This is a genomic window from Rhizobium sp. GW821-FHT14E12, from assembly GCF_058803745.1.
Genome location: NZ_JBXAPH010000002.1, coordinates 258,397 through 279,473, shown reverse-complemented (window position 1 = coordinate 279,473; position 21,077 = coordinate 258,397). Strand labels below are relative to the sequence as shown.

The window sequence follows — 21,077 nt, the reverse complement described above, 5'->3', positions numbered from 1 at the left end:
CGGTGTGCAGCGCCCGTAACCCGCGCAGGCAGGCGATATTTCCACCTTGAAATGCAAAAAATTTTGCCGAGGGGCTGGGCAACAATGCCCACGGCCCTATCTCGTTAAATAAGGCGCGAAAAATGTTGGCTTTGTGGAGGAGACAACCTAACGCAACGGAAGAGGTTGCCGATGACCACGAGTGTTCTCAATGCCCTGGGCCAGCCGCTCTATTACAGCGGAACGTCGACAGGTTTTTTCTCCGCCACGGGCTCCGGCCCGACACTCTACGGCACCGATGGAAACGATTCCATGTGGGGTGACGCCTCCGTCAACGTGACGATGCATGGCGGCACCGGCGACGACATCTACTATCTCTATTCCAGCATCAATCATGCCTACGAAGCGCCCGATGGCGGCATCGATACCATCAGCACCTGGATGGACTATACCCTCCCGGACAATTTCGAGAATCTGACGGTGACCGGCAATAACCGGCATGCCTATGGCAACAGTGCCGACAATATCATTACCGGCGGCTCGGGAAGCCAGACCATCGATGGCGGTGCCGGCAACGACGTTCTGACCGGCGGCGGCGGTGCCGACACCTTCATCATCTCCAAGGGTAACGGCAGCGACCTGATCACCGATTTCAGCGACGACGACAAGGTGCGCCTGAACCAGTACGGGTTGACCTCCTTCGATCAGGTCGTCAGCCACAGCACCCAGGAAGGCGCCAATCTGCGGCTGGATCTGGGAAATGGCGAGAGCCTGGTGTTCGCCAACAAGACGGTGGCCGATCTTCACGAAGATCAGTTTCAGCTCGGTCTCGACCGTTCCTCGCTGACGCAAACCTTTTCGGACGACTTCAACTCGCTTTCCCTCAGCGACGGGACGCAGGGCACCTGGGAAGCGAAGTTTCATTGGGCGCCGGACAAGGGCAGCAGCCTGAACAACGAGCTGCAATGGTACATCAACCCGTCCTATGCGCCGACCTCGTCGGTCAATCCGTTTTCCGTTTCCGACGGCGTTTTGACGATCAGCGCCAAAGCGACGCCCGATGCGCTGAAATCGATTGTCGAAGACCATGATTATACTTCCGGCATCCTGACCAGCTACTCTTCGTTCTCCCAGACCTACGGATATTTCGAAATGCGGGCGGAGATGCCGCATGATCAAGGCGCATGGCCGGCCTTCTGGCTGCTGCCGGAAGACGGTTCCTGGCCGCCGGAACTCGACGTGGTGGAAATGCGCGGGCAGGATCCGAACACCGTCCATGTGACGGCACATTCGAACGCGACGGGCGAGCACACGATGGAATCCATCCCCGTGTCGGTTCCCAGCACCGACGGCTTCCACACCTACGGCGTTCTATGGGACCAGGACCAGATCGTCTGGTATTTCGATGATGTTGCCGTCGCGCATGCCGACACGCCCGCCGATATGCACGGCCCCATGTACATGCTGGTGAACCTCGCGGTCGGCGGCATTGCTGGTACGCCGGGAGACACCCTGAAGAACGACGGGTCGGAAATGAAGGTCGACTATATCAAGGCCTATTCGCTGGATGACCACACGACGCAGACAGCCTCGGCGGTTCAGTCCACCCATACCACCGACTGGCACATATGATCCGATGCCTATGATATCTTGGGCGCCTGGCGCGGCCGTTTAGAATCACGACCGCGCTTTAATTCCCTTTGAATGCCCGCTTGATCTGATCGGTCATCGGTTTGGTCAAATAGGCAAGAACGCTCCTCGAACCGGTTTGCAAGAAGGCTTCCACCGGCATGCCGGCAAGCGGCGTCAGCTCACCCAGCCGGTCCCATTCCTCCTTCGACGCCTTGGCGCGAACCACATAGTAGCTCTGGCCAGAATGCTGATCTGTCGTCAGATCCGCCGAGATGGTCTCGACGCGACCGTTCAGTTCGGGTGTGATACGCTGGTTGAAGGCAGAAAATCGCAAGGCGACGACCTGCCCGACGGAAACCTGGGCGATGTCCTGTGGCGCGAGCTTCAGCTCGGCGACAAGCGCGTCCTTGTCCGGCACGATCTGCATGATCGTTTCCGCCGGCCCGATCACCGCACCTGCCGCATGGACATTCAGCTGATCGACGATCCCCGCCTGCGGCGCCCTGATATCTATCCGCCGCAGATCGTCTTCGACGGCAATCAGCCGCTCCGAAAACTGCCCGGTATCGCTCTCAGCCTGCCGCAGCTGATCGGAAACCTCCGAACTGCGATCGTTGTCGATCTGAATGATCTGAAGCTCGGTCTCGGTGATCTTGCCGTTGGTCTGCGCAATCGACGATACGAGATTGCCAAGCTCACCTGTCAGCCGGGCGCTGTCCCTCTGTAGCGAATAGACCTTCGTTGCCGAGATAATGCCCTGATCCAGCAATTGCTGGAGGCTGCCGAGCTCCTTGCCGACAAGTTGGATCTCGACCCGCTTGCCCTTCTCCTGCGCGACCAGGCCCTCGACTTCCTGTTTCAGCTGCTGAACTCTCTCGCGCAACTGGGACTTCTGGCCCTGTCGTGATGCCATGCGATCGTTGAAAAGGCGCTGCTCGCCGGCCAGTATATTCTTCACGTCATCATTGCCGTCATTGGCCAGCAGATCCGCCGGAAAGGTGATCGCATCCTTGCCGTCCCGCTCCGCAACCAGTCGTGCCGTTCGGGCGGAAAGCTCATTCAGACGCTTTCTGAAAATGGCGAGACTGGCTCGGGTTTGCGTATCATCCAGACGGATCAAGACCTGGCCGGCATCGACGCGGTCGCCATTCTTCACGTTGATCGTGCTGACAATGCCTCCCTTAAGATGCTGGACAGGCTTTACATGGCTGTCGACGACGAGCGAACCGGATGAGATGACCGCTCCCGAGATCTTTGTCGCCGCCGCAAGGCCGCCCATGATGCCGAACAGCAGGAGGATCGTCGCCAAGACGAACATGGACAGGCGACGGATGGCACGGTCGGTGGAAGACAGGCTCGTATTCTTCATCCACTCACATCCTCGCCGGCAATCATCAATCGGACTGGCCCGGTCCCCGAAGGCTTCGGAGACGTTCCCAGTATCTCGTCCTTGGGTCCGAATGCCTGCAATTGGCCGTTGGCAATGATCAGGACCTTGTCGGCGGCAGCAAGCGCACTTGGCCTGTGCGCCACGACGATTGCGATACCGCCCCGAGCCCGCACGCCGATCAAGGCTTTGGTCAGGGACGCCTCCCCTTCGGCATCCAGATTCGAGTTCGGCTCATCCAGAACCACCAGGAATGGATCGCCATAAAGCGCGCGCGCCAAGGCGATGCGCTGCCTTTGACCGGCGGACAGCCGCGAACCGCCCTCGCCGATGACCGTATCGAACCCGTCCGGCAGCTTGACGATCATGTCATATACGCCGGCCGCCTTCGCGGCCGCGATGATCGGCTCGGGCTGCATGTCCTTGGCGAAGCGGGAAATGTTTTCGGCTATCGAGCCATCGAACAGGCCGACATCCTGCGGAAGATATCCGACATGTTGCCCAAGCTCGCTTGGCTCCCATTGCGACAGCGCAGCCTGATCGAGCCTGATCGCGCCGATGGTGACCGGCCACAGTCCGGTGATCGCCCTGGCAAGCGACGATTTCCCCGAGGCACTTGGACCGACGACACCGAGCACCGTTCCCGCCGATATCTTGAACGAGATATTGCGCAGGATGAAATCGCGGCTTCCCGGGGACGTCAGACCGATATTTTCAACGCTAAGATCTTTTTGCGGTGCCGGCAGCGTGACCGCCCACTGCTCATTGGGGATCAGATTCAAAAGTCTGTTGAGACGCGCCCAGCTTTGCCGGGCGCCGACAAAGCCCTTCCATTGTCCGATCACCAGTTCGACCGGGGCCAGAGCGCGAGTGACCATGATCGAGCTTGCGATGATGATGCCGCCGGTTGCCTGCTGCTCGATGACGAGGATCGCGCCGACAGCCAGAACGCCGGACTGAAGCATCATCCGCGATATCTTGGCGATCGTGGTCAGCGTGCCGGCAATATTGCTCGCAGCCAACTGATTTGCGAGATAGTCCTCGTTCATCGCCGCCCATTTCTCAGTGAGGCGACCGCTGAAACCCATGGCGACCACGGCTTCCCAGTTCCGCCGCGCGGCCTGCGCGAAGCTGAGACGGGCGGCCGAGGATTTGGCAGCCTCGAGCGCCGGCCGATGCGACAGCACCTCCGCGAGCACGGTCAGAATGACAAGCAGAATGGCGCCGCAAAGCGCGGTGACGCCGATCCAGAAATGGAACAGGAAGCACAGGACCAGGTAAAACGGCATCCAGGGCAGATCGAACAGCGCCGCGCATCCGGCTCCGGACAGGAACGAGCGGACCTGCTCCAGATCACGAACGGACTGGAGCCCGTCGTCGGACGTTTGCATTCTGGTCGGCAAAAAAACGAGCGAGCCAAAAACCTTTCGGTTCATCCGCTCATCAAGGGATGCGCCAACGCGCGCAAGGAGCATCGAGCGCAGCAGCTCCAGCGCGCCCTGAAATATGAACAGGGTCGCAGCGATAATCGCGAGACCCGCCAGTGTCGGCAGACTGCGACCCGGAATAACCCGGTCGTAGACCTGCAGCATGAAGAACGAACCGGTGAGCGCCAGCACATTGATCGCCGCACTGGCGAGCGCGATGCTGAGAAACGCCTTTCGAAGCGACGACAGCATCAGGAAGACGAATGTTTGCGGTGGTTCTTTCGAAACAGCAAGCACGTTGCTTCAATCCTTAAGTTAGCCCTTGGATGGCAGCAAAGTATCCACAGCATTGCCCCGCACAGTCCCTCTCAAGCGAGGACACCGGAATGACGCAAAGAGCCAACCATATTCCGATGGCGGCGATGAAAACTGCTTACGACCCCTTACCTGATCCGCAGCCTGAAAGCCGGCTGCTTCATGCACAAGTATCGAATATTATTTGCATTTTATGAAGTCGAAATTTACCAAACCTCCAATTTCAGTGAACCCGATCTTAGGATTTCGGGCCATGTTCCATGGCGGCACATTGTCCGGTTGCGACACGCAATCGAACAATCATGTCATGGTGGAAATCGTGGTCGCTGGCTGCTTCCGGTTCATCGAGGCCCTCATGCAAAAAATCCCCCGGCCAGTGGCCGGAGGATTGTGCAGTTGAGTATGCGATCTTTAATCGAGCAGCCTCAAGCGGCGCGCACGGTTGCGTTCAACGGAATTTCGACATCGATTTCCAGCGTCGAAACGTGCTCGTTGCAATCCATCTTGACCTGAACCTTGTCCCTGTCGAGCTGCACATGCTTCTCGATCACGGCAAGGATTTCCTCGCGCAGCAGAAACACCAGGTCCGATCCCACGGACGAGCGTTCGTGGGCCAGAAGCAGTTGCAAGCGTTCGCGCGCGGCCGGCGCGGTCCTTTGCTTTCCAAAAAGACGAAAAATGTTCATGCGGCCCTCCGTCCGAAGATCTTGCCGAAAAGGTTCCTCTTTTCGCCGGGAATCGTGATCGGCAGAACCTCGCCAGCCAGCCGGCGAGCAGCGTCGAAATACGCCATCGCGGGCGCGCTGCGGCTGTCAGCCAGCGTGACGGGGGCGCCGATATTGGAGGCTCGCAGAACATCGCTGCTTTCCGGAATGATGCCGAGAAGCGGGATGGACAGGATCTCCAGAACGTCGTCGACCTTGAGCATGTCGCCGCGCTCGGCGCGATTGGCGTCGTAGCGGGTCAGCAGCAGATGCTTTTCCATGCGCTCGCCGCGCTCTGCCTTGAGCGTCTTCGAGTCGAGCAGGCCGATGATGCGATCCGAATCACGCACCGACGATACCTCAGGATTGGTGACGACCACAGCCGTATCCGCATGACGCATTGCCAGGGTCGCGCCGCGCTCGATCCCGGCCGGGCTGTCGCAGATGATCCAGTCGAAATGCTGCCTCAACTCGTTGATGACGCGCTCGACACCTTCGGGCGTCAGATTGTCCTTGTCGCGGGTCTGCGATGCCGGCAGCAGAAACAGCGTTTCCAGCCGCTTGTCGCGGATCAACGCCTGCGGCAGCTTGGCGTCACCCTGGATGACGTTGACGAGATCGTAGACGACCCTGCGCTCAGCACCCATCACCAGATCGAGATTGCGCAGCCCGACGTCGAAATCGACAACGACCACCTTCTCGTTCCTTTGCGCCAGAGCCGCTCCGAGCGCGGCAGTCGAGGTCGTCTTGCCAACCCCACCCTTGCCTGACGTCACTACGATGACTTTCCCCATCTTGCTCTCCTGTTTCCTGGCCGGTTTCCGGCTCAGATAAGTTTCTCTGCTTTGATGGCATCGCCTTCCAGCCAGAGCTGGACGGCCTGCCCGCGAAGGTTGGCGGGCATGTCTTCCGCCATCTTGTAGATGCCGTCGATGGCAACCAATTCTGCCTCGAGCTTGCGGCAGAAGATGTGCGCGGAAGCCTTGCCCAACGATCCCGCCATGGCCCGGCCGCGCAAGGTTCCATAGATATGGATCGAGCCACCGGCAACGATCTCCGCTCCCGAAGCAACAGACCCGACGACAGTCACGTCACCTTCAGGAAAGATCACCGATTGCCCTGAGCGCACTGGTTCCCTGATGGTGATGGACTGAACCGACGGACGGGCCTCGGGCACCGTGGCCGGCTTGTTTTGCAGCTCGATGGTCGGCTCCTTCTCGGGAACCTCGAAGTCGGAAACCGCGCGGCCACCTTTGAGAGCGGCAGGCATGCCCGGACCCAGGATCGACGGGCGAGCGCCCTCGATTCCCATGATGCTGACGTTGCGCTGGCCAAGCTCCGCGATGAGCTCTTTCAGCTGCGAACGGTCGATCGGCAGATCCGTCACGTCGAGCACGACCGGTCGCCCAAGGAAGAATCCGGCCGAGCGCGCAGCAAGATCATCCAGTCTTATCAACCAGTTATCGAACGGAAGATCCGGAGAAAGCATGACCGCCAGAAAGGAGCGGCCCTTGATGCGAATGGAGCGAGGGTCTGTTATCACTTTGGTCATCTATGTAAATAAATCGTTGATATTGTGTACCAACGCCATGGTTAACAAATGGTTAATTTCACCCCATAAACCGTAAATCGCAGCCGCCTCAAAACCTCAAAATGGCGTCCCGCCTACAGTCCATTTTCGGGTGATCTCCCATTGCATTTACCATCGTCGAAAGGCACCAAAGCGGAACCAGTTCGGCTTCGGAGGGTTCCTTGGCCGTGACCATCAATGGCCTGAAAGGGATGTACAGAATGGAAAATCAAGCCACTAACGCAATCGTCGCCACGCAGACGGCGCTCAGTCAGGCAAGTGCCCTCATCGTTCACTACGGCTTTTCGACCGTAGGAGCGATTGTCCTGCTTGCCGGCGGCTGGGTTCTTGCCAGCGTCATCAGTCGATGGGCCTATAAAGGCATCTCAAAGATTCACGGAATCGATGAAACGCTGGCCCGATTCTTCGAGAAGGCGCTCCACTACGGGCTGCTGATTCTCGTCTTCGTCACCGTCCTCGGGCAATTCGGCGTCCAGACGACCTCGATCGTTGCGACATTGGGTGCTGCCGGCCTCGCCATCGGGCTCGCCCTTCAAGGTACGCTACAAAACATAGCAGCCGGAATCATGCTGCTCGCACTGCGCCCCTTTCGTGTCGGCGAGTACATAGAAGCCTCGACCGTTGCCGGCAAAATCGTCGAGGTCGGACTGTTCGCTACCCAACTGCGCACCGCCGACGGCCTGTATCTGCTCGCGCCGAACTCGACGCTATGGAACACGCCGATCGTCAATCATAGCCGCGAACCCAATCGCCGCCAGGAACTGTCGGTCGCTGTCGGTGACGATGCCAATCTGAAGCTCGCTTCGAAAACCCTTCTGGACGTCGTCACCGATGATCGCCGCGTAAAGAGCAGCCCTACTGCCCGTGTTTATTCCGACGAGCTGACCGCCGAAAAGACGACGTTGAAGATCGAATATTGGGTGAAGACTAGCGACTGGGCGGAGACCCGTCATGATCTGGTCGACCGGATGAGAATCGCGCTTGCGGACAAGGGAATCGTCATCAAATAAGTGCGCGGACTTCCGCCTGTCACAATAGAAAAATTTCGCTTAGATGCTTGGACTTGGCTGAGTCGGGAGAACAGCCGGAATGCCGGGAAAGGGACGGAAAAATGTCGCCAGCTAGATCAGTCTATCGCTTCAACTCCGCCATCGTTCGCGAGCCATCACGCTCGGTGGTTGACGGCCTGCGCGCCGAGGAGCGTGGCAGCCCGACCTATGAGGCCGTGAAGGCTGAGCATGATGCCTATATCGCGGTACTGCGCGGTGCCGGCGTCGAGGTGACCGTCCTGTCGGCGCTCGAAGCCTTCCCCGACTCGATCTTCGTCGAAGACCCCGCGCTCGTCTTTACTGAAGGTGCGATCCTATTGCACCCCGGCGCGGCAAGCCGGTCCGGTGAAGCGGCGGAAATCGCCCCGACCTTGCGCGACATGTTTGGAACTGTGCTCGATCTTCCCGCAGGCTTTGCGGATGGCGGCGATATTCTGGCAACGCCAAAGGGCGTCATGATCGGCCTCTCGGCACGAACCGACAGGGCCGGCGCCGAAGCGCTGATCGGCTGCCTCGACAGGCTTGGCCACAAGGCGGAATTGGTCGCCACGCCGGAGGGCGTGCTTCATTTCAAGACCGCCTGCTCGCTGCTCGACGACGAAACCATGCTTTCGACCGCCCGCCTCGCCCGCTCTGGCGTCTTCAAGGATTACAAGCAGATCATCATCCCGGAAGGCGAAGAGCCGGCGGCAAATGCGCTGCGGATCAACGACATTCTCATGGTCCCTTCCGCATATCCGCGCAGCCTCGAGCTTCTCGACAAGCATGGCTATAAGATCATACCGGTGGCAACGACGCAGATCGAAATGATCGACGCAGGCCTCTCCTGCATGTCGCTGCGCTGGTATCGCGACAACAAATAACGCCGAACGGACCGCGTCGGAATTAGCGAAAGTCGCCGAAGGCCTGGGAGATTCGTTCAGCCGGGCTTTGTGTGGCGATCAGCGCCGCAAGCAGGATGCGCGCCTGGCCGGGCCGAAGCGTGTGTGCGTGGACTGCGCCGGCAACGGCAAGATCGTGTCCGCCGCCACCGCCGCCGTAGCTCGCGACGAGAAGGCCTTCGGGAACCCTGCTGGAGACGATTACGGGAACGCCGCTGTCCGCACAGCGTTTTACCGCGTCGATGATATCGCGATTGGCATTGCCGGAGCCGAGGGCCGCAAGCACGATTCCGTCCGCACCTGCATCGAGGCTCGCCTGGATATGAGTGGGGTCGCAGCCGGGATAAATGGCGACTATGTCGACGCGGACGCCTGCAACCGGCGTGGACAGATGCGGGCTTTCGACACGCTCGATCGGCCGCGCCGAGCGGAATGCGTCGGGCTTATCCGTGCTACGCTTGTAGACGCCCCATGCGGGCAGAAGCCTGCCGCCGAAGGATACGAGAACGCCTCGACCGGCATTGTCCTGGTCCATCGCGGCTTCGATCGCCAGCGCGAGATTGGCCGGCCCATCGGCATGCGGATGATCGGCGGTGAATTGAGCACCGGTGAAGACGACGGGCTTGCCGTTCGCTTGCTGCAAATGAACGAGCAGCGCGGTCTCCTCCATCGCATCGGTGCCATGCAGGACGACGACACCGGCAATGGCCGGATCATCGAGCTGCTGTCTTACGGTATCGCTGATCCGTTGCATGTCGGCCAGCGTCAGGCTGGCTGAATCTTTCGACATTAGATCAATGGGTTGCAGCCGGGCGTTGACCTGCGGAACAAGTGCAAGAAGATCTTCTCCCGTCAGGCTCGGCGTGCTGGCGCCATCGGCGCCACGCTTGCTTGCGATGGTGCCGCCGGTGGCTATGACTGCCACCAGCGGAAGGATCCTTTGCGCGTTCAATGCGGCGCTTCCGCACTGACCATACGTTCGCCGGCCAGGCGATGGATACGCTCGCGCAGCAGATACCATCCGACGACCAGCGCCGGAATAATGATCACCAGCGAAGCGATGGTCCAAGTGCCGACAGGATAGTCGAAGGCCATGAGCACCAGCACGCCGAAGAGGAAGACAAGCGTGAGGATGCCGGTATAAGGAGCGCCGAACATGCGAAAGTCAGGCCGGACCAGCTCGCCGCGACGCGACAGGTGCCACAGCTTGAGCTGGCAAAGGACGATGACGCCCCATGCGCAGATGATTCCGAGTGCGGACAGGCTGAGCGCGATCTCGAAGGCCGCAGCCGGCACGACCGCATTCAGCGCCACGCCGAGAACCGTCACGGCGGCAGTCACCGCAATGCCGCCATAGGGTACGCCAGCCTTGTTCATCTTCGCAAGCGCCGCGGGGGCGGAGCCCGACACAGCCATGGAATGAAGAATACGACCGGTCGAATAGAGACCTGCATTCAGCGAGGAGAGCACGGCGGTCAGGACCACCAGGTTCATGATGATGTCGGCACCTTCGACGCCAATGGAGCCGAAGAAGGTCACGAAGGGGCTCTCGCCGGCCTTATAGGCCGTGTAAGGCAGGAGGAGCGAGAGTAGCAGCACCGAGCCGACGTAGAAGATCAGAAGACGAGCGACGACGGTGCGGATGGCGCCGGGGATGACCTTGCGGGGATCGGCGGTTTCGCCTGCCGTGGTGCCGATCAATTCAACCGAGGCATAGGCAAACACGACGCCCTGAATGATGACGAATGCAGGCAGGATGCCGTTGGGGAAGAAGCCCCCATTATCGGTGATGATGCTCAGACCGACGGTGTGCCCCTCCAAGGGGGTGCCGAACACGACAAAGTAGATGCCGACCACCAGGAAGGTCGCAAGGGCCATAACCTTGATCAGGCTGAACCAGAATTCAAGCTCGCCGAACACCTTGACCGACAGCATGTTCATCGCCAGGACGACCAGAAGCGCCGTCAGTGCGAATACCCACTGGTCTATCCCCGCCAGCCACGGCACGTAATGCTTGAAGAAATTCATGTAGAGGGCGACGGCGGTCACGTCGGCCACCGACGTCATCGCCCAGTTCAGCCAGTACATCCAACCGGCCGCAAATGCCATCTTCTCGCCGTAGAACTCGCGGGCATAGGAGACGAAGGAGCCAGAGCTCGGGCGATGCATGATCAACTCGCCGAGCGCGCGCAGCACCAGGAACGCGAAGAAGCCGCAGAGCGCATAGACGAAGACCAGCGCGGGGCCGGCTTGAGCAAGTCGCCCGCCTGCCCCCAGGAACAGTCCTGTGCCGATGGCGCCGCCGATGGCGATCATCTGGATCTGCCTCGGCTTGAGGGCCTTGTGATATCCGAGCTCTTCCTCGACGAATACCTCGCGGTCAGCCGATGTGGTTTTCATTGATTCCATTGATATCTCTCCTCCCAATGAATTCGTTTTCAGTTGGCTGCCTCGCGCTGCGTCGGGAAATCAAGCGCATCCGGCTTAACCCGTTCGCCGCCCAATGGCTGCGAGGACAGACAACCAATTTCAAGGCAGCCCTGTAAAGCTGCATGACAGATTTTATTTCCTCATAGTCTTATAGAAACTCGCACGTCAAGTGGCATCTGCCCTTATTGACCATAGTTCCTCGATTGATTACGGCCTAAATATCTGTCAGACAGCTTTACAGATATTAGCGTCGTCTCGAGCCATTGGAGGATAATGTGGTCACGACTCGCAGGGAGCACGATTTGCTGGGAACCAAGGAGATTCCGGCAGATGTTTATTGGGGTGTGCATACGGCACGGGCGGTCGAGAACTTCCAGGTCACGGGCATGACGATCGGGCGCAATCCCTATCTCGTCCGGGGTTTGACCTTCGTGAAAGAGGCCGCGGCAATCGCAAATCACGAACTCGGGCTGCTCGATCGGGTGCGGATGGATGCGATCGTCCGGGCCTGCCGCGAGATCCGCGCCGGCGCACTTCACGACCAGTTCGTCGTGGACGAGATCCAGGGCGGAGCCGGCACCTCAACGAACATGAACGCGAACGAGGTCATCGCCAATCGTGCCCTTGAACTGCTCGGCCATAGCAAGGGCGACTATGCCCACCTGCACCCGAACGACCATGTCAACCTCAGCCAATCGACCAACGACGCCTACCCGACGGCGATCAACATCGCGCTGATCGAGGCGATCGACGACCTCGCGGTTTCCATGACCATCCTGAAGACCGCCTTCGACCGCAAGGCGCAGGAATTCGCCCGGCTTATCAAAATGGGGCGGACGCAGCTGCAGGACGCCGTTCCGATGACGCTCGGACAAGAATTCCGGACCTTCGTCGTGATGCTCGGCGAGGACAAGGCTCGCCTTCTCGAGTCCGCCGCGCTGCTGCACGAGATTAATCTCGGCGCCACCGCCATCGGCACGGGGCTGAATGCCCCGCGCGGATATGCGGCACTGGCATGCGAGCATCTATCGCGGCTGACGGGGCGCCCGCTTGTCACGGCGGAAGACCTGATCGAGGCGACACAGGATCCAGGCGCGTTCGTGCATCTTTCAGGGGTGCTCAAGCGTGTCGCGGTCAAACTGTCGAAGACCTGTAACGACCTTCGCCTGCTCTCCTCCGGTCCGCGCGCCGGCATCGGTGAAATCACCCTGCCCGCCGTGCAGGCTGGATCGAGCATCATGCCCGGCAAGATCAATCCGGTTATCCCCGAGATGGTCAATCAGGTCGCCTATGCAGTGATCGGCAACGATATCACCATCACCATGGCCGCCGAAGCAGGCCAGCTTCAGCTCAACGCCTTCGAGCCCATTATGGTGCGCGCGCTTTCGCAAAGCATCAGTCAGTTGAGCGCCGCCTGCCGTATATTGGCTGAGCGGTGTGTCGATGGCATCCAGGCCAATCCCGCCATCATGGCCGAACGGGTGGAGCAATCGATCGGCCTTGCCACCGCGCTCAATCCGCTGATCGGCTACTACGCTGCGACAGAAGTCGCGCAGGAAGCGCTCGCCAGCGGCCGCACGGTGTCAGAAGTCGTCCTCGAACGCGGACATCTGACCGTCGAACAACTGCAAAAGGCGCTGAGCCCCGAGCACCTCGCCAACCTGCCCGCTATCGTCATCGCTGAGCCTGATCTTCTCCAATGATGGTGGTCACCACCTGCTTCACCTGACCGAGGTGGAGCTCCATTGCGTCGCGTGCCTCCTGCCCTGAGCCCGCCTTGATCGCTTCGACGATCCGGCGGTGCTCAAGGTTTGAGGCCGAACGCCGGCCGGCCATCATGTTTACCATCTCCGATTGCAATGACAGGGCATCACGAGCATCGGCCACGATCTTCGCAAACAATGCGTTGCCCGACGCCTCCGCGATCAGGCCATGAAACTGCGAATCGAGCAGCACCCACGGATGCGGCTCCTCTTCCTTCTCCATTTTGTCGCACAGCTCCAGCAAGACGGCCAGCTGATGCTCCGTGCGGCGTAGCGCCGCCCAGCCGGCGGCGGGCACTTCGATGAAGGGACGTGCCTCGATCAGATCGCGCGCCGAGTAGGCGCCATAGTTCAGTTCTGGGCTCGGAGTCGCGGTCACGACATAGGTGCCGCTGCCGGTGCGGGTCTGTGTCAGCCCGAGCGTTTGAAGGGATCGCAGGGCTTCACGGATGATGGGCCGGCTTACGCCATACCTCTCCGCCAGTTGAGCCTCCGATGGTAAGCGGGTGCCGATGGTCAGCTGCCCCGAGCCAATGGCCGAACGCAGATCGTCAAAGACCGCCTCGGCGGCGTTCTTCCGACTGATCGGCCTTGTCTCGGATAACCAGTCAGCCAATTCGCTCATACTCCCGCTTGATAGACACTTCAGATCTGTCAAACAGCTAAGCTGAATCTCGGCGGGCATCAAGCGCAGACACGCGAGAGTTGCTCTTTGAGCCCAGATTTGCGGGACCCTACCGGTGCGTTCGCGGATAAGGATTACGCTCCGGGAAGCTCCAGCCGGCGATGATCTCGGGATCGGCCTGCCACACTTCCACTTTCAGTGGATAGCATGCAGCCTCGTCGCTCGAATGGCCGCTGCCGCAATCACCCCCGGGGCATGCGGAGAGCGCACCCAGAAGATCGATCTCGGCGAAAAACTCGATGAAATCGCCTGGCCGCACAGGGCTGGCCTTCATGAAATACTGGTGGGTATCGCGCGTGAAGCCTGTGCACATGAAGACGTTTAGGACGTCGTGGACATGAGCTTCGGCCTCCTGAACGGACATGTTCCGTTCCTCGGCCAGCGCCCGCGTCAGGTTCGAATGGCAGCAGTGATGATAGTCGTTCCCCTTCAGCAGCCGGTTGGTATAGGGATCGCAGCGGGTACCAATGACGTCATGGACGCCGGCGCCGTCATCATCCCAGCCGTACCAGCCGAGCGTATCATGGGTGATCGTCGCCATCGGCCGCAGAGACGGCATGCTGCTCCACAGTCGATCGCCGACGCCCACATGGGTGGCATGTAAGGCGCGTGTCTTGCCGCTGAAGAAGCGTTCCGACAAGTCATTCGCATTCCAAAGATTGAGATCGCCGACCTGCGAGCCCTCTACGCTGACGATGCGGAAGAAATGTCCTCTGGGAACGTGAAAGCTGCGCGCCTCCCTCGGCGGGACGATAGCCTCGCTCACCTTCGTCAGCTTTTGCCGCGCTCTATTCAGAAGGCCAAGATCGGCAGCCGGAAGCGTCTCGACCGGATACACCACCACCGGCGGCTTGCTGCGACGGTCGAGTGCGTCGGAAGGGATTAGCGGCATGGATGAAGTCTGCATTACGATCACTATCCCTTATATGCTTGTATGATGATGGCCCGAGCGCTTGCCGAACGCATATCAGAAGCACCAGATTCGGCGGCACTCTAGCGAAATGGCGCCGGCAAACAACATAGTTTGTTCTTGTCCTTTGGCCAAGTCTGACTTAGTCATTATCCATGAGTAACCTTCCCCTTGCCTCCCTGCGCGCCTTCGAGGCAGCCGCGCGTCACGAGAGTTTCGTCAAGGCCGCCGCCGAGCTCAATCTGACGGCCGCCGGTGTCAGCCAGCATGTGCGAACAGTGGAAAACTGGCTGAACCTCCCGCTCTTCTTGCGGCAGACGCGTGGTGTCGCGCTCACCGCCGCCGGCCGCGAGTTCGGGGCAGCGGTGACACACGGGCTCGGACATATCGAAATCGCCGCCCAGCAATTGCGGCTCGAAATCCACAGCCGCCCGATCAGCATTGCCTGCATCGCATCGATGGCAACGCGATGGCTCATTCCGCAATTGCCGAGATTTAGGGAGGCTTATCCGGACCTCCGCATCAACATCGTCTATGCGCTGGAAGCGAAGACGCCGGAAGCAGCCGGCGTCGATCTGTTGATACGTCATGGACTACGGCCAGGCCCAAGCGCGATCGAGCTTCTGAGTGCCGAAACGCGCCCGACCTGTTCGGCGGAATTTCGCGCCCGTCACGACAAACTTGAAACACCTCGCGATCTGGCCAGCGCCGAACTCCTCCATGACGAGACCATCGATGCCTGGGCACGCTGGTTCGCCATCGCAGGCCTTCACGAGACACCCAAGGCCGGCCCAATCTTCGCCGATTTCAACTTGATGATCGGATCGGTCATCGGCGGCCAGGGTGTCGGCCTTTGCCCGACGGCGCTGATCGCAGATGAGTTGGCACAAGGATCCCTGGTGACGCTGTTCGACACAGCCTCGGACATGGACAAAGCCTATTGGCTCATCGAGGCAAAGAGCCTTTCCCATGAGGCCGCGATATTTCGGGACTGGCTGGTCGCTGCAAGCCGGGAAGGCTCCATCCACGGCTAGTGGGGGCTGGCGGTCGGTCGAATGATGATCTCGCTGACATCGACATCTTCAGGTTGGCTGAGTGCGTAAAGGATCGAATTCGCCACGGCTTCCGGACTGATGGCGGTCGCTCGCCAGATTCGCATCGCCTCTCGCGCGCTGTCGTCGCTAATTGTGTCGGTAAGTTCCGACGTAGTGACGCCGGGCGATATGATCGTGACGCGGATGCGGTCTTCCTCCTGCCGAAGGCCTTCGGAGATTGCCCGAACTGCGAATTTCGTGGCGCAATAAACCGCGGCCGTAGGCGAAACACTGTGGCCACCGATCGATGAGACGTTGACGACATGACCCGTGCCTTGCGCCTTCATGATCGGCAAGGCGGCGGCAATTCCGTAAAGCACCCCTTTGATATTGACATCCACCATCCGGTCCCATTCATCGACCTTCAGCGCCTCCATCGGCGATAGTGGCATGACGCCCGCATTGTTGACGATGGCGTCGAGCCGGCCGAATTCAGCGACGGCATGGTTCGCGAAGGCCCTGACATCTTCTACAGATGTCACATCAAGCCTCCGTGTCCGGACTGAACCGCCAGCCGCGCTAATCTCATCGGCCAGTTCCTTGAGCCGATCCTCGCGGCGCGCACCGATGACGATGCCGGCTCCTGCTGCAGCCAAAACCCGTGCGGTCGCCGCACCAATGCCACTGCTCGCACCCGTTATGGCAACTACTTTTCCTTTAATGTTGGACATGTTTACTCCGTGCATATTTCGAGGATGAAGAGTCGTCAGGAAGGGAAATCGGCGCTGAGCGTAGTGTCCGCCCAGGCGTCAAAATTCGCTCGGAGAGCGTCGAGGCGTTCACGCGCGATCCTTAACGCAGGCGCGCCGAGCAGCAGCCGCAGCGGCGGCTCTTCCTCCTCATAGGCAGTGATGATTGCAGTTGCGGCGCGGGCGGGATCGCCCGGCTGGTTGCCGGAGACCGCGCGGGTCGCTTGCCGGCGCTTGCCGGCCGTTTCCGCATAATCGTCGATCACGATCCGGGATTCGATCATCGAGCGACCCGCCCAATCGGTACGGAAGGCGCCTGGCTCCACGATGGTCAGCTTGATTCCGAGCGGCGCGACCTCATGGGAAAGCGATTCCGACAAGGCTTCGACCGCAAACTTCGTGGCGTGGTAGTAGCCGGTCGCCGCGAAGGCGACGAGGCCGCCGAGCGACGACATGTTGAAGATGTGACCGCGGCGGCGGGCTCGCATGCCCGGCAAAACTTGTTTCGTAACGGCGATCAGGCCAAAAACATTCGTCTCGAACTGATCGCGGATTTCCCGATCTTCGCCTTCCTCAATCGCGGCGAGATAGCCGTAGCCTGCATTGTTGACGAGGACATCGATCGCTCCAAAATGTCTTTGCGCGGCTGTAACAGCCTTGTCGATCGAGGCCTTGTCGGTCACGTCAAGCGGCAGCGCCAGCGCGCGGTCGCCATGGCGCGAGGCAAGTTCCGCCAGCGCCTCGGTATTGCGGGCTGTGATTGCCGCGCGCCAACCGCGTTCGAGAACAGCTTCGGCCAGAGCACGGCCGAGCCCGGAAGAAGCGCCTGTGATAAACCAGGCTGGATTTGTCGTTGTCATGTCTCATCCTTTCGGCCGGAAACCGGCCTCGTTCTTTCTGTGCGGCAAGATCCGGCGTCACTGACGACGAAGGATCATGCCGGCATGGTGGAGGGTGTTTTCATCAACGAAGTCGCCGTCGGCGGTAAATCCGGTGTCGTCCCAATAGTCGATATGGGTGCCGGCAACCTCATATCGCCCGCGATAGGCACTCCGGCGATTGCCGCGTGCCTCGTCGTAACGGCCACTGGCAAGAAGTTCATGCCGGATATGGCCGTCGGCGGTGACCCACATGCCGACATAGGGATGGTCTGCCATGTCTTTCTCCTTCGTACCTGTTCATCGTTGAGCGATGCGTGGAACATAGGACGATGCTTTGGCGTGATCGAGTTGCCAATTGCAGACAGACTGGTTAGTATAGATAACCAATGGCCGACGACTTTGAAGGTATTTCTGTATTTCTGGCGATCGCGGAAGCACGCAATTTTCGCGTGGCCGGCGAGCGTCTCGGCGTCACGCGATCGGCGATCAGCCAATCGCTGCAGCGACTTGAGGACAGAGTTGGAGTAGCCCTTGTTCAAAGGACAACCCGCAGCGTCCGCCTCACCGAGGCCGGGGAGTTATTCCATGATCTCGTCCGCCCGTCAGCCGATCAGGTATCTCACGCTATCCAGGCAATTCGAGAAGTTCAGGCGCGACCGAGCGGCCTTCTCAGAATCGCCACATCATCGATCGCCGAGCGTTTCATATCGGGGCCATTGCTGACAGGCTTTCTCGAAGCCTACCCGAACGTCAAACTCGACATCACCGTCACCGATGACGAATTCGATATCGTTGCGGCCGGATTTGACGCCGGTGTCCGACTTGGAGAAGTCATCGCGCAGGACATGATCGCCGTTCCTGTTTCGGCGCCGCAACGGCAATGCGCGGTGGCGGCGCCGGCCTATCTTGAGCGTCGTGGAGCGCCTCAGCATCCACGCGAACTCGTGGAACATGTTTGCATCGGCTGGCGCCCAAGGCCGGATGCAGCGCCCTATCGCTGGGAGTTCACGGAAGGAGGGCGAGATTACGATATCGCTGTCAATCCAGCGCTCACGACCAACGACATGGGAATGATGATCCGCATGGCCCGCGCCGGCGCCGGCCTCACCTTCGGCATGGTCGAAACGTTCGAACCCTATTTTGCGCGCAACGAACTCGTGCCTCTATTGGAAGACTATTGCCCTGCCTTCGCGGGTTTTTATCTTTATTATCCCAAAAGGCACCGACAGCCGCTCAAACTGCGCGCGCTTGTGGAGCACGTCCTCACATTCGAAAGTCGGACCGCGGATTAGTAACCTCCGTATCAACTGCCCACACAAGCGGCCAACCCGATTTCCTAAAATAGCTGTCTCAGAAGCCCATGAAGCCTGGTTGATCGGCAAGCTTCGGCGCCTTTTCCAGAGCCGCCAGATCAACCTTCAGGACACCGAATTCGGTGTCGCCGGCAAGAATTTCCTCGATCGTCGGCCGCCACCTGCAAGACGCCGGCGTCATCGTGGCGCCGACCGACGATCTGCAGGCCGAACGGCATGCCGAGCATATCGCGGCCGACCGGAATGGTGATCGAGGGATTGCCGGCAAGGGTCGAGGCATAGGCCATGGCAAGCCAGGAACGTTGGAGTACCTGACGGCACGGCGCTTGTATCCTGCCAGCGATTTCTGCTCACTCACTTGGGATATTCAAACAGCGTCTGCAGCCAAATCAGAACCTACCATCGTTTGGGCCGCTCTCCGGCGTTCGGCGGCCTTTAGCATATCCACGAAGGCACGAACCCTGGCGGGACGAAACCGCGCCGGCGGAAAGACGGCATGAATGCCGCCGGCAGGCAGGCTCCAGTCCGGCAGGATGCGAACCAGCCTTCTCGCCTCGATGTCCTTCGCCGCCATGTAGTCCGGGAACACCGAGACCCCTACCCCGGCAAGAACGCAGGCATAGGCCGCCGGTGTCTTGTCGGCGGTCACCGGGCAATTGACGTCAATCGTGACTGTCTCCCGCTCGGCATGCGAAAAAATCCAGCGACGCGGGTTTCGCAGTGCAGCGTTGGCGACCCATGGCAGATTGGTCGCATCGGCCGGTGATGACATGGAAGGCATCGCGCCGATCAGGGAGGGCGCGGCGACGAGATATTGATCAAAGGTGCCAAGACGCCGCGCCTGATTGCTGGAATCAGCAAGCCAGCCAACGCGAATGGCGAGGTCTACCTGACCGGCAACCAAGTCCATGACATCGTCATCGAAGATCACGTTGACTTGCATCTGGGGAAAACGCTGGCGATAGGCCGCGATTGTCGGCGCGACGACGGCCGCGCCATAGTCGAGCGATGCGGTCAGCGTCAGCATGCCCGAAGGCTCGCTCGCCTTTTGCGACATCTCGGCATAAGCCGCCTCCGCCTCGCGCAGAATGATGACACAGCGATCATAGAAAAGACGGCCTTCATCCGTCGTGTGAAGTCGCCGCGTGGTGCGGCTCAGCAGCGTGACACCCAATTCATGCTCCAGCCGGGCAACCTGATGGCTGACGACAGCCTTTGCCACACCGAGCCGTTCGGCGGCCAACGTAAAGGAACCGGTGTCGACGACCGTTGTGTAGAAGATCAGCCGGTTCAGATTGAGAAGGTCGCTCATGGTGCTTTGTCAAATCAGATCATACAGTCTGTATAATTGAGCGATATTTATCTCCTAATCAATGTCTGTGATAGAATTTGCTCAATCTTTGGCTGCCTCGCACTCCACCAGATCGGGAAAACTGACATGATCACACGACGCGACACCTTCAAGCTTGCAATGGCAGCCGGTCTAGCCGCCGCTCCGCTCACCCTGGCGCGTGCCGCGAACGGCAAGCTCGAGTGGACGTATTTTCAGGCGGGTGAAACTGGCTTTCGCCGCACGCCTGTCCTCCTGACGGGCAAAAAGAACGCCATCCTGCTCGACGGCGGCTTTACGCTCTCCGACGGACGCGCCGTTGCGGATGCCATCAAGGCTACGGGCAAGCGGCTGACAACCATTTTTGTGAGCTGCAACGATCCCGACTACTACTTCGGCCTCCGACCCATTGTAGAGGCCTTCCCGAAGGCGAAGGTTATCGCCAAGCCGGTCACCGTCGAGGCGATCAAGGCCAATGTTCAAGCCAAGCTGGAGGCCTGGGGACCTCAACTCAAGGAAAACGGCCCGCAGAAACTGGCCGATGTCGTCATTCCCGAACCATCCGACGTGACCTCTCTCGATCTCGAAGGGGCTCGCATCGAGATCATCGAGGTGCCCGGATTGCACGACCGACGCTACAACTGGGTGCCGTCGCTCAAGGCCGTCTTCGGCGGCGTTCTCATCAGTTCCGGCATCCACGTCTGGGTCGCCGACACGGCAACACCGGAGCTGCGTGCCGCATGGGTCAAGGCGCTTGATACAATCGCAGCGCGCAAACCGAAGATCGTCGTTCCCGGCCATCAGGCAGAGGGAGCCGAACAGGGGATCGCGGCAATCACCTTCACGCGCGACTATCTCCTCGCCTTCGAGGAGGAAATGGGGCGAACGAAGGACAGCGCCGAACTGATCGCCGCGATGACCAAGCGCTATCCCGACCTCAAGGACGTCGGCTCACTTCAGCTCGGCGCCAAGGTCGCCAAGGGCGAGATGAAGTGGGGTTGACCATCGTTAGCCCGC

21 protein-coding genes and 2 pseudogenes are annotated in these 21,077 nt (G+C 59.9%); 8 read left to right on the top strand and 15 right to left on the bottom strand.

Going from position 1 to position 21,077, the window contains the following annotated elements:
* Window positions 1-171: 171 nt before the first annotated feature.
* Entirely contained in the window at window positions 172-1,611 is a 1,440-nt protein-coding gene (eglC, locus tag AC1RO0_RS09485) for an endo-1,3-1,4-beta-glycanase EglC (protein ID WP_498592645.1), read from the top strand.
* A 58-nt stretch (window positions 1,612-1,669) separates the two neighbouring features.
* Here the strand turns inward: eglC and AC1RO0_RS09480 are convergent, their stop codons facing one another.
* Complete coding sequence (locus tag AC1RO0_RS09480) at window positions 1,670-2,980, bottom strand: HlyD family type I secretion periplasmic adaptor subunit (protein WP_498592644.1); 1,311 nt, start codon at window positions 2,978-2,980, stop codon at window positions 1,670-1,672.
* On the bottom strand, window positions 2,977-4,722 hold the full coding sequence (locus AC1RO0_RS09475; RefSeq protein WP_498592643.1) for a type I secretion system permease/ATPase: 1,746 nt from the start codon (window positions 4,720-4,722) through the stop codon (window positions 2,977-2,979). Before AC1RO0_RS09475 ends, AC1RO0_RS09480 begins: the two co-directional genes overlap by 4 nt.
* 89 nt (window positions 4,723-4,811) lie before the next feature.
* Here AC1RO0_RS09475 and AC1RO0_RS09470 point away from each other — a divergent pair, with 89 nt between their 5' ends.
* Window positions 4,812-4,937 (top strand): hypothetical protein, encoded by a 126-nt coding sequence (locus tag AC1RO0_RS09470; protein WP_498592642.1) that lies wholly within the window; start codon window positions 4,812-4,814, stop codon window positions 4,935-4,937.
* A gap of 228 nt (window positions 4,938-5,165) precedes the next feature.
* On the opposite strand, the gene minE is transcribed toward AC1RO0_RS09470, so the two are convergent.
* Genes minE through minC form a run of 3 tightly spaced genes read right to left on the bottom strand, consistent with a single transcriptional unit; the run spans window position 5,166 to window position 6,996 of the window.
* Window positions 5,166-5,426, bottom strand: coding sequence for a cell division topological specificity factor MinE (gene minE, locus AC1RO0_RS09465; protein ID WP_007691232.1), 261 nt, complete (start codon window positions 5,424-5,426; stop codon window positions 5,166-5,168).
* On the bottom strand, window positions 5,423-6,238 hold the full coding sequence (gene minD / locus AC1RO0_RS09460; protein ID WP_498592641.1) for a septum site-determining protein MinD: 816 nt from the start codon (window positions 6,236-6,238) through the stop codon (window positions 5,423-5,425). The genes minE and minD overlap by 4 nt, the downstream gene beginning before the upstream one ends.
* 32 nt (window positions 6,239-6,270) lie before the next feature.
* Window positions 6,271-6,996 carry a septum site-determining protein MinC gene (gene minC, locus AC1RO0_RS09455; protein WP_498592640.1) on the bottom strand — a complete coding sequence of 242 codons (726 nt, stop codon included), beginning with the start codon at window positions 6,994-6,996 and terminating at the stop codon, window positions 6,271-6,273.
* A gap of 239 nt (window positions 6,997-7,235) precedes the next feature.
* On the opposite strand from minC, the gene AC1RO0_RS09450 reads away from it, so the two are divergent.
* Both AC1RO0_RS09450 and AC1RO0_RS09445 read left to right on the top strand, forming a co-directional pair.
* Window positions 7,236-8,045, top strand: coding sequence for a mechanosensitive ion channel family protein (locus tag AC1RO0_RS09450; protein WP_498592639.1), 810 nt, complete (start codon window positions 7,236-7,238; stop codon window positions 8,043-8,045).
* Window positions 8,046-8,146: 101 nt separating this feature from the next.
* Window positions 8,147-8,947: an arginine deiminase-related protein gene (locus AC1RO0_RS09445; RefSeq protein WP_498592638.1), complete on the top strand. Its 801-nt coding sequence runs from the start codon at window positions 8,147-8,149 to the stop codon at window positions 8,945-8,947.
* Window positions 8,948-8,969: 22 nt separating this feature from the next.
* On the opposite strand, the gene AC1RO0_RS09440 is transcribed toward AC1RO0_RS09445, so the two are convergent.
* Both AC1RO0_RS09440 and AC1RO0_RS09435 read right to left on the bottom strand, forming a co-directional pair.
* Window positions 8,970-9,917 carry an asparaginase gene (locus tag AC1RO0_RS09440; protein ID WP_498592637.1) on the bottom strand — a complete coding sequence of 316 codons (948 nt, stop codon included), beginning with the start codon at window positions 9,915-9,917 and terminating at the stop codon, window positions 8,970-8,972.
* The gene (locus AC1RO0_RS09435) at window positions 9,914-11,374 is read right to left on the bottom strand and encodes an amino acid permease (RefSeq protein WP_498592636.1); all 1,461 of its coding nucleotides are present in this window, start codon (window positions 11,372-11,374) and stop codon (window positions 9,914-9,916) included. The genes AC1RO0_RS09440 and AC1RO0_RS09435 overlap by 4 nt, the downstream gene beginning before the upstream one ends.
* A gap of 296 nt (window positions 11,375-11,670) precedes the next feature.
* Between AC1RO0_RS09435 and AC1RO0_RS09430 the strand changes: the two genes are divergently transcribed.
* Entirely contained in the window at window positions 11,671-13,098 is a 1,428-nt protein-coding gene (locus AC1RO0_RS09430; protein ID WP_498592635.1) for an aspartate ammonia-lyase, read from the top strand.
* On the opposite strand, the gene AC1RO0_RS09425 is transcribed toward AC1RO0_RS09430, so the two are convergent.
* A complete protein-coding gene (locus tag AC1RO0_RS09425) occupies window positions 13,070-13,783 on the bottom strand; it encodes a FadR/GntR family transcriptional regulator (protein WP_498592634.1) in 714 nt (237 codons plus the stop codon). The genes AC1RO0_RS09430 and AC1RO0_RS09425 overlap by 29 nt on opposite strands.
* A gap of 109 nt (window positions 13,784-13,892) precedes the next feature.
* The gene (locus AC1RO0_RS09420) at window positions 13,893-14,750 is read right to left on the bottom strand and encodes an urea carboxylase-associated family protein (protein ID WP_498592633.1); all 858 of its coding nucleotides are present in this window, start codon (window positions 14,748-14,750) and stop codon (window positions 13,893-13,895) included.
* A 158-nt stretch (window positions 14,751-14,908) separates the two neighbouring features.
* Between AC1RO0_RS09420 and AC1RO0_RS09415 the strand changes: the two genes are divergently transcribed.
* Complete coding sequence (locus AC1RO0_RS09415) at window positions 14,909-15,787, top strand: LysR substrate-binding domain-containing protein (protein WP_498592632.1); 879 nt, start codon at window positions 14,909-14,911, stop codon at window positions 15,785-15,787.
* Here AC1RO0_RS09415 and AC1RO0_RS09410 read toward each other — a convergent pair.
* The 3 genes and pseudogenes from AC1RO0_RS09410 to AC1RO0_RS09400 all read right to left on the bottom strand — a co-directional run.
* Window positions 15,784-16,518: an SDR family oxidoreductase gene (locus tag AC1RO0_RS09410; protein ID WP_498592631.1), complete on the bottom strand. Its 735-nt coding sequence runs from the start codon at window positions 16,516-16,518 to the stop codon at window positions 15,784-15,786. The genes AC1RO0_RS09415 and AC1RO0_RS09410 overlap by 4 nt on opposite strands.
* A 35-nt stretch (window positions 16,519-16,553) precedes the next feature.
* The gene (locus tag AC1RO0_RS09405; protein WP_498592630.1) at window positions 16,554-17,396 is read right to left on the bottom strand and encodes an oxidoreductase; all 843 of its coding nucleotides are present in this window, start codon (window positions 17,394-17,396) and stop codon (window positions 16,554-16,556) included.
* Between the two features lie 57 nt (window positions 17,397-17,453).
* Window positions 17,454-17,693: pseudogene (locus AC1RO0_RS09400) on the bottom strand (Atu4866 domain-containing protein); the annotation flags it as partial.
* A 110-nt stretch (window positions 17,694-17,803) separates the two neighbouring features.
* Here AC1RO0_RS09400 and AC1RO0_RS09395 point away from each other — a divergent pair.
* The gene (locus tag AC1RO0_RS09395) at window positions 17,804-18,709 is read left to right on the top strand and encodes a LysR family transcriptional regulator (protein ID WP_498592629.1); all 906 of its coding nucleotides are present in this window, start codon (window positions 17,804-17,806) and stop codon (window positions 18,707-18,709) included.
* 58 nt (window positions 18,710-18,767) lie between these two features.
* On the opposite strand, the gene AC1RO0_RS09390 is transcribed toward AC1RO0_RS09395, so the two are convergent.
* From AC1RO0_RS09390 to AC1RO0_RS09380, 3 genes and pseudogenes are all read right to left on the bottom strand, one after another.
* The gene (locus AC1RO0_RS09390) at window positions 18,768-18,911 is read right to left on the bottom strand and encodes a hypothetical protein (RefSeq protein WP_498593382.1); all 144 of its coding nucleotides are present in this window, start codon (window positions 18,909-18,911) and stop codon (window positions 18,768-18,770) included.
* A 43-nt stretch (window positions 18,912-18,954) separates the two neighbouring features.
* A pseudogene (locus AC1RO0_RS09385) lies at window positions 18,955-19,017 on the bottom strand (hypothetical protein); the annotation flags it as partial.
* Between the two features lie 80 nt (window positions 19,018-19,097).
* Window positions 19,098-20,042, bottom strand: coding sequence for a LysR family transcriptional regulator (locus AC1RO0_RS09380; RefSeq protein ID WP_498592628.1), 945 nt, complete (start codon window positions 20,040-20,042; stop codon window positions 19,098-19,100).
* A 126-nt stretch (window positions 20,043-20,168) separates the two neighbouring features.
* Between AC1RO0_RS09380 and AC1RO0_RS09375 the strand changes: the two genes are divergently transcribed.
* A complete protein-coding gene (locus AC1RO0_RS09375) occupies window positions 20,169-21,062 on the top strand; it encodes an MBL fold metallo-hydrolase (RefSeq protein WP_498592627.1) in 894 nt (297 codons plus the stop codon).
* Window positions 21,063-21,077: the final 15 nt, after the last annotated feature.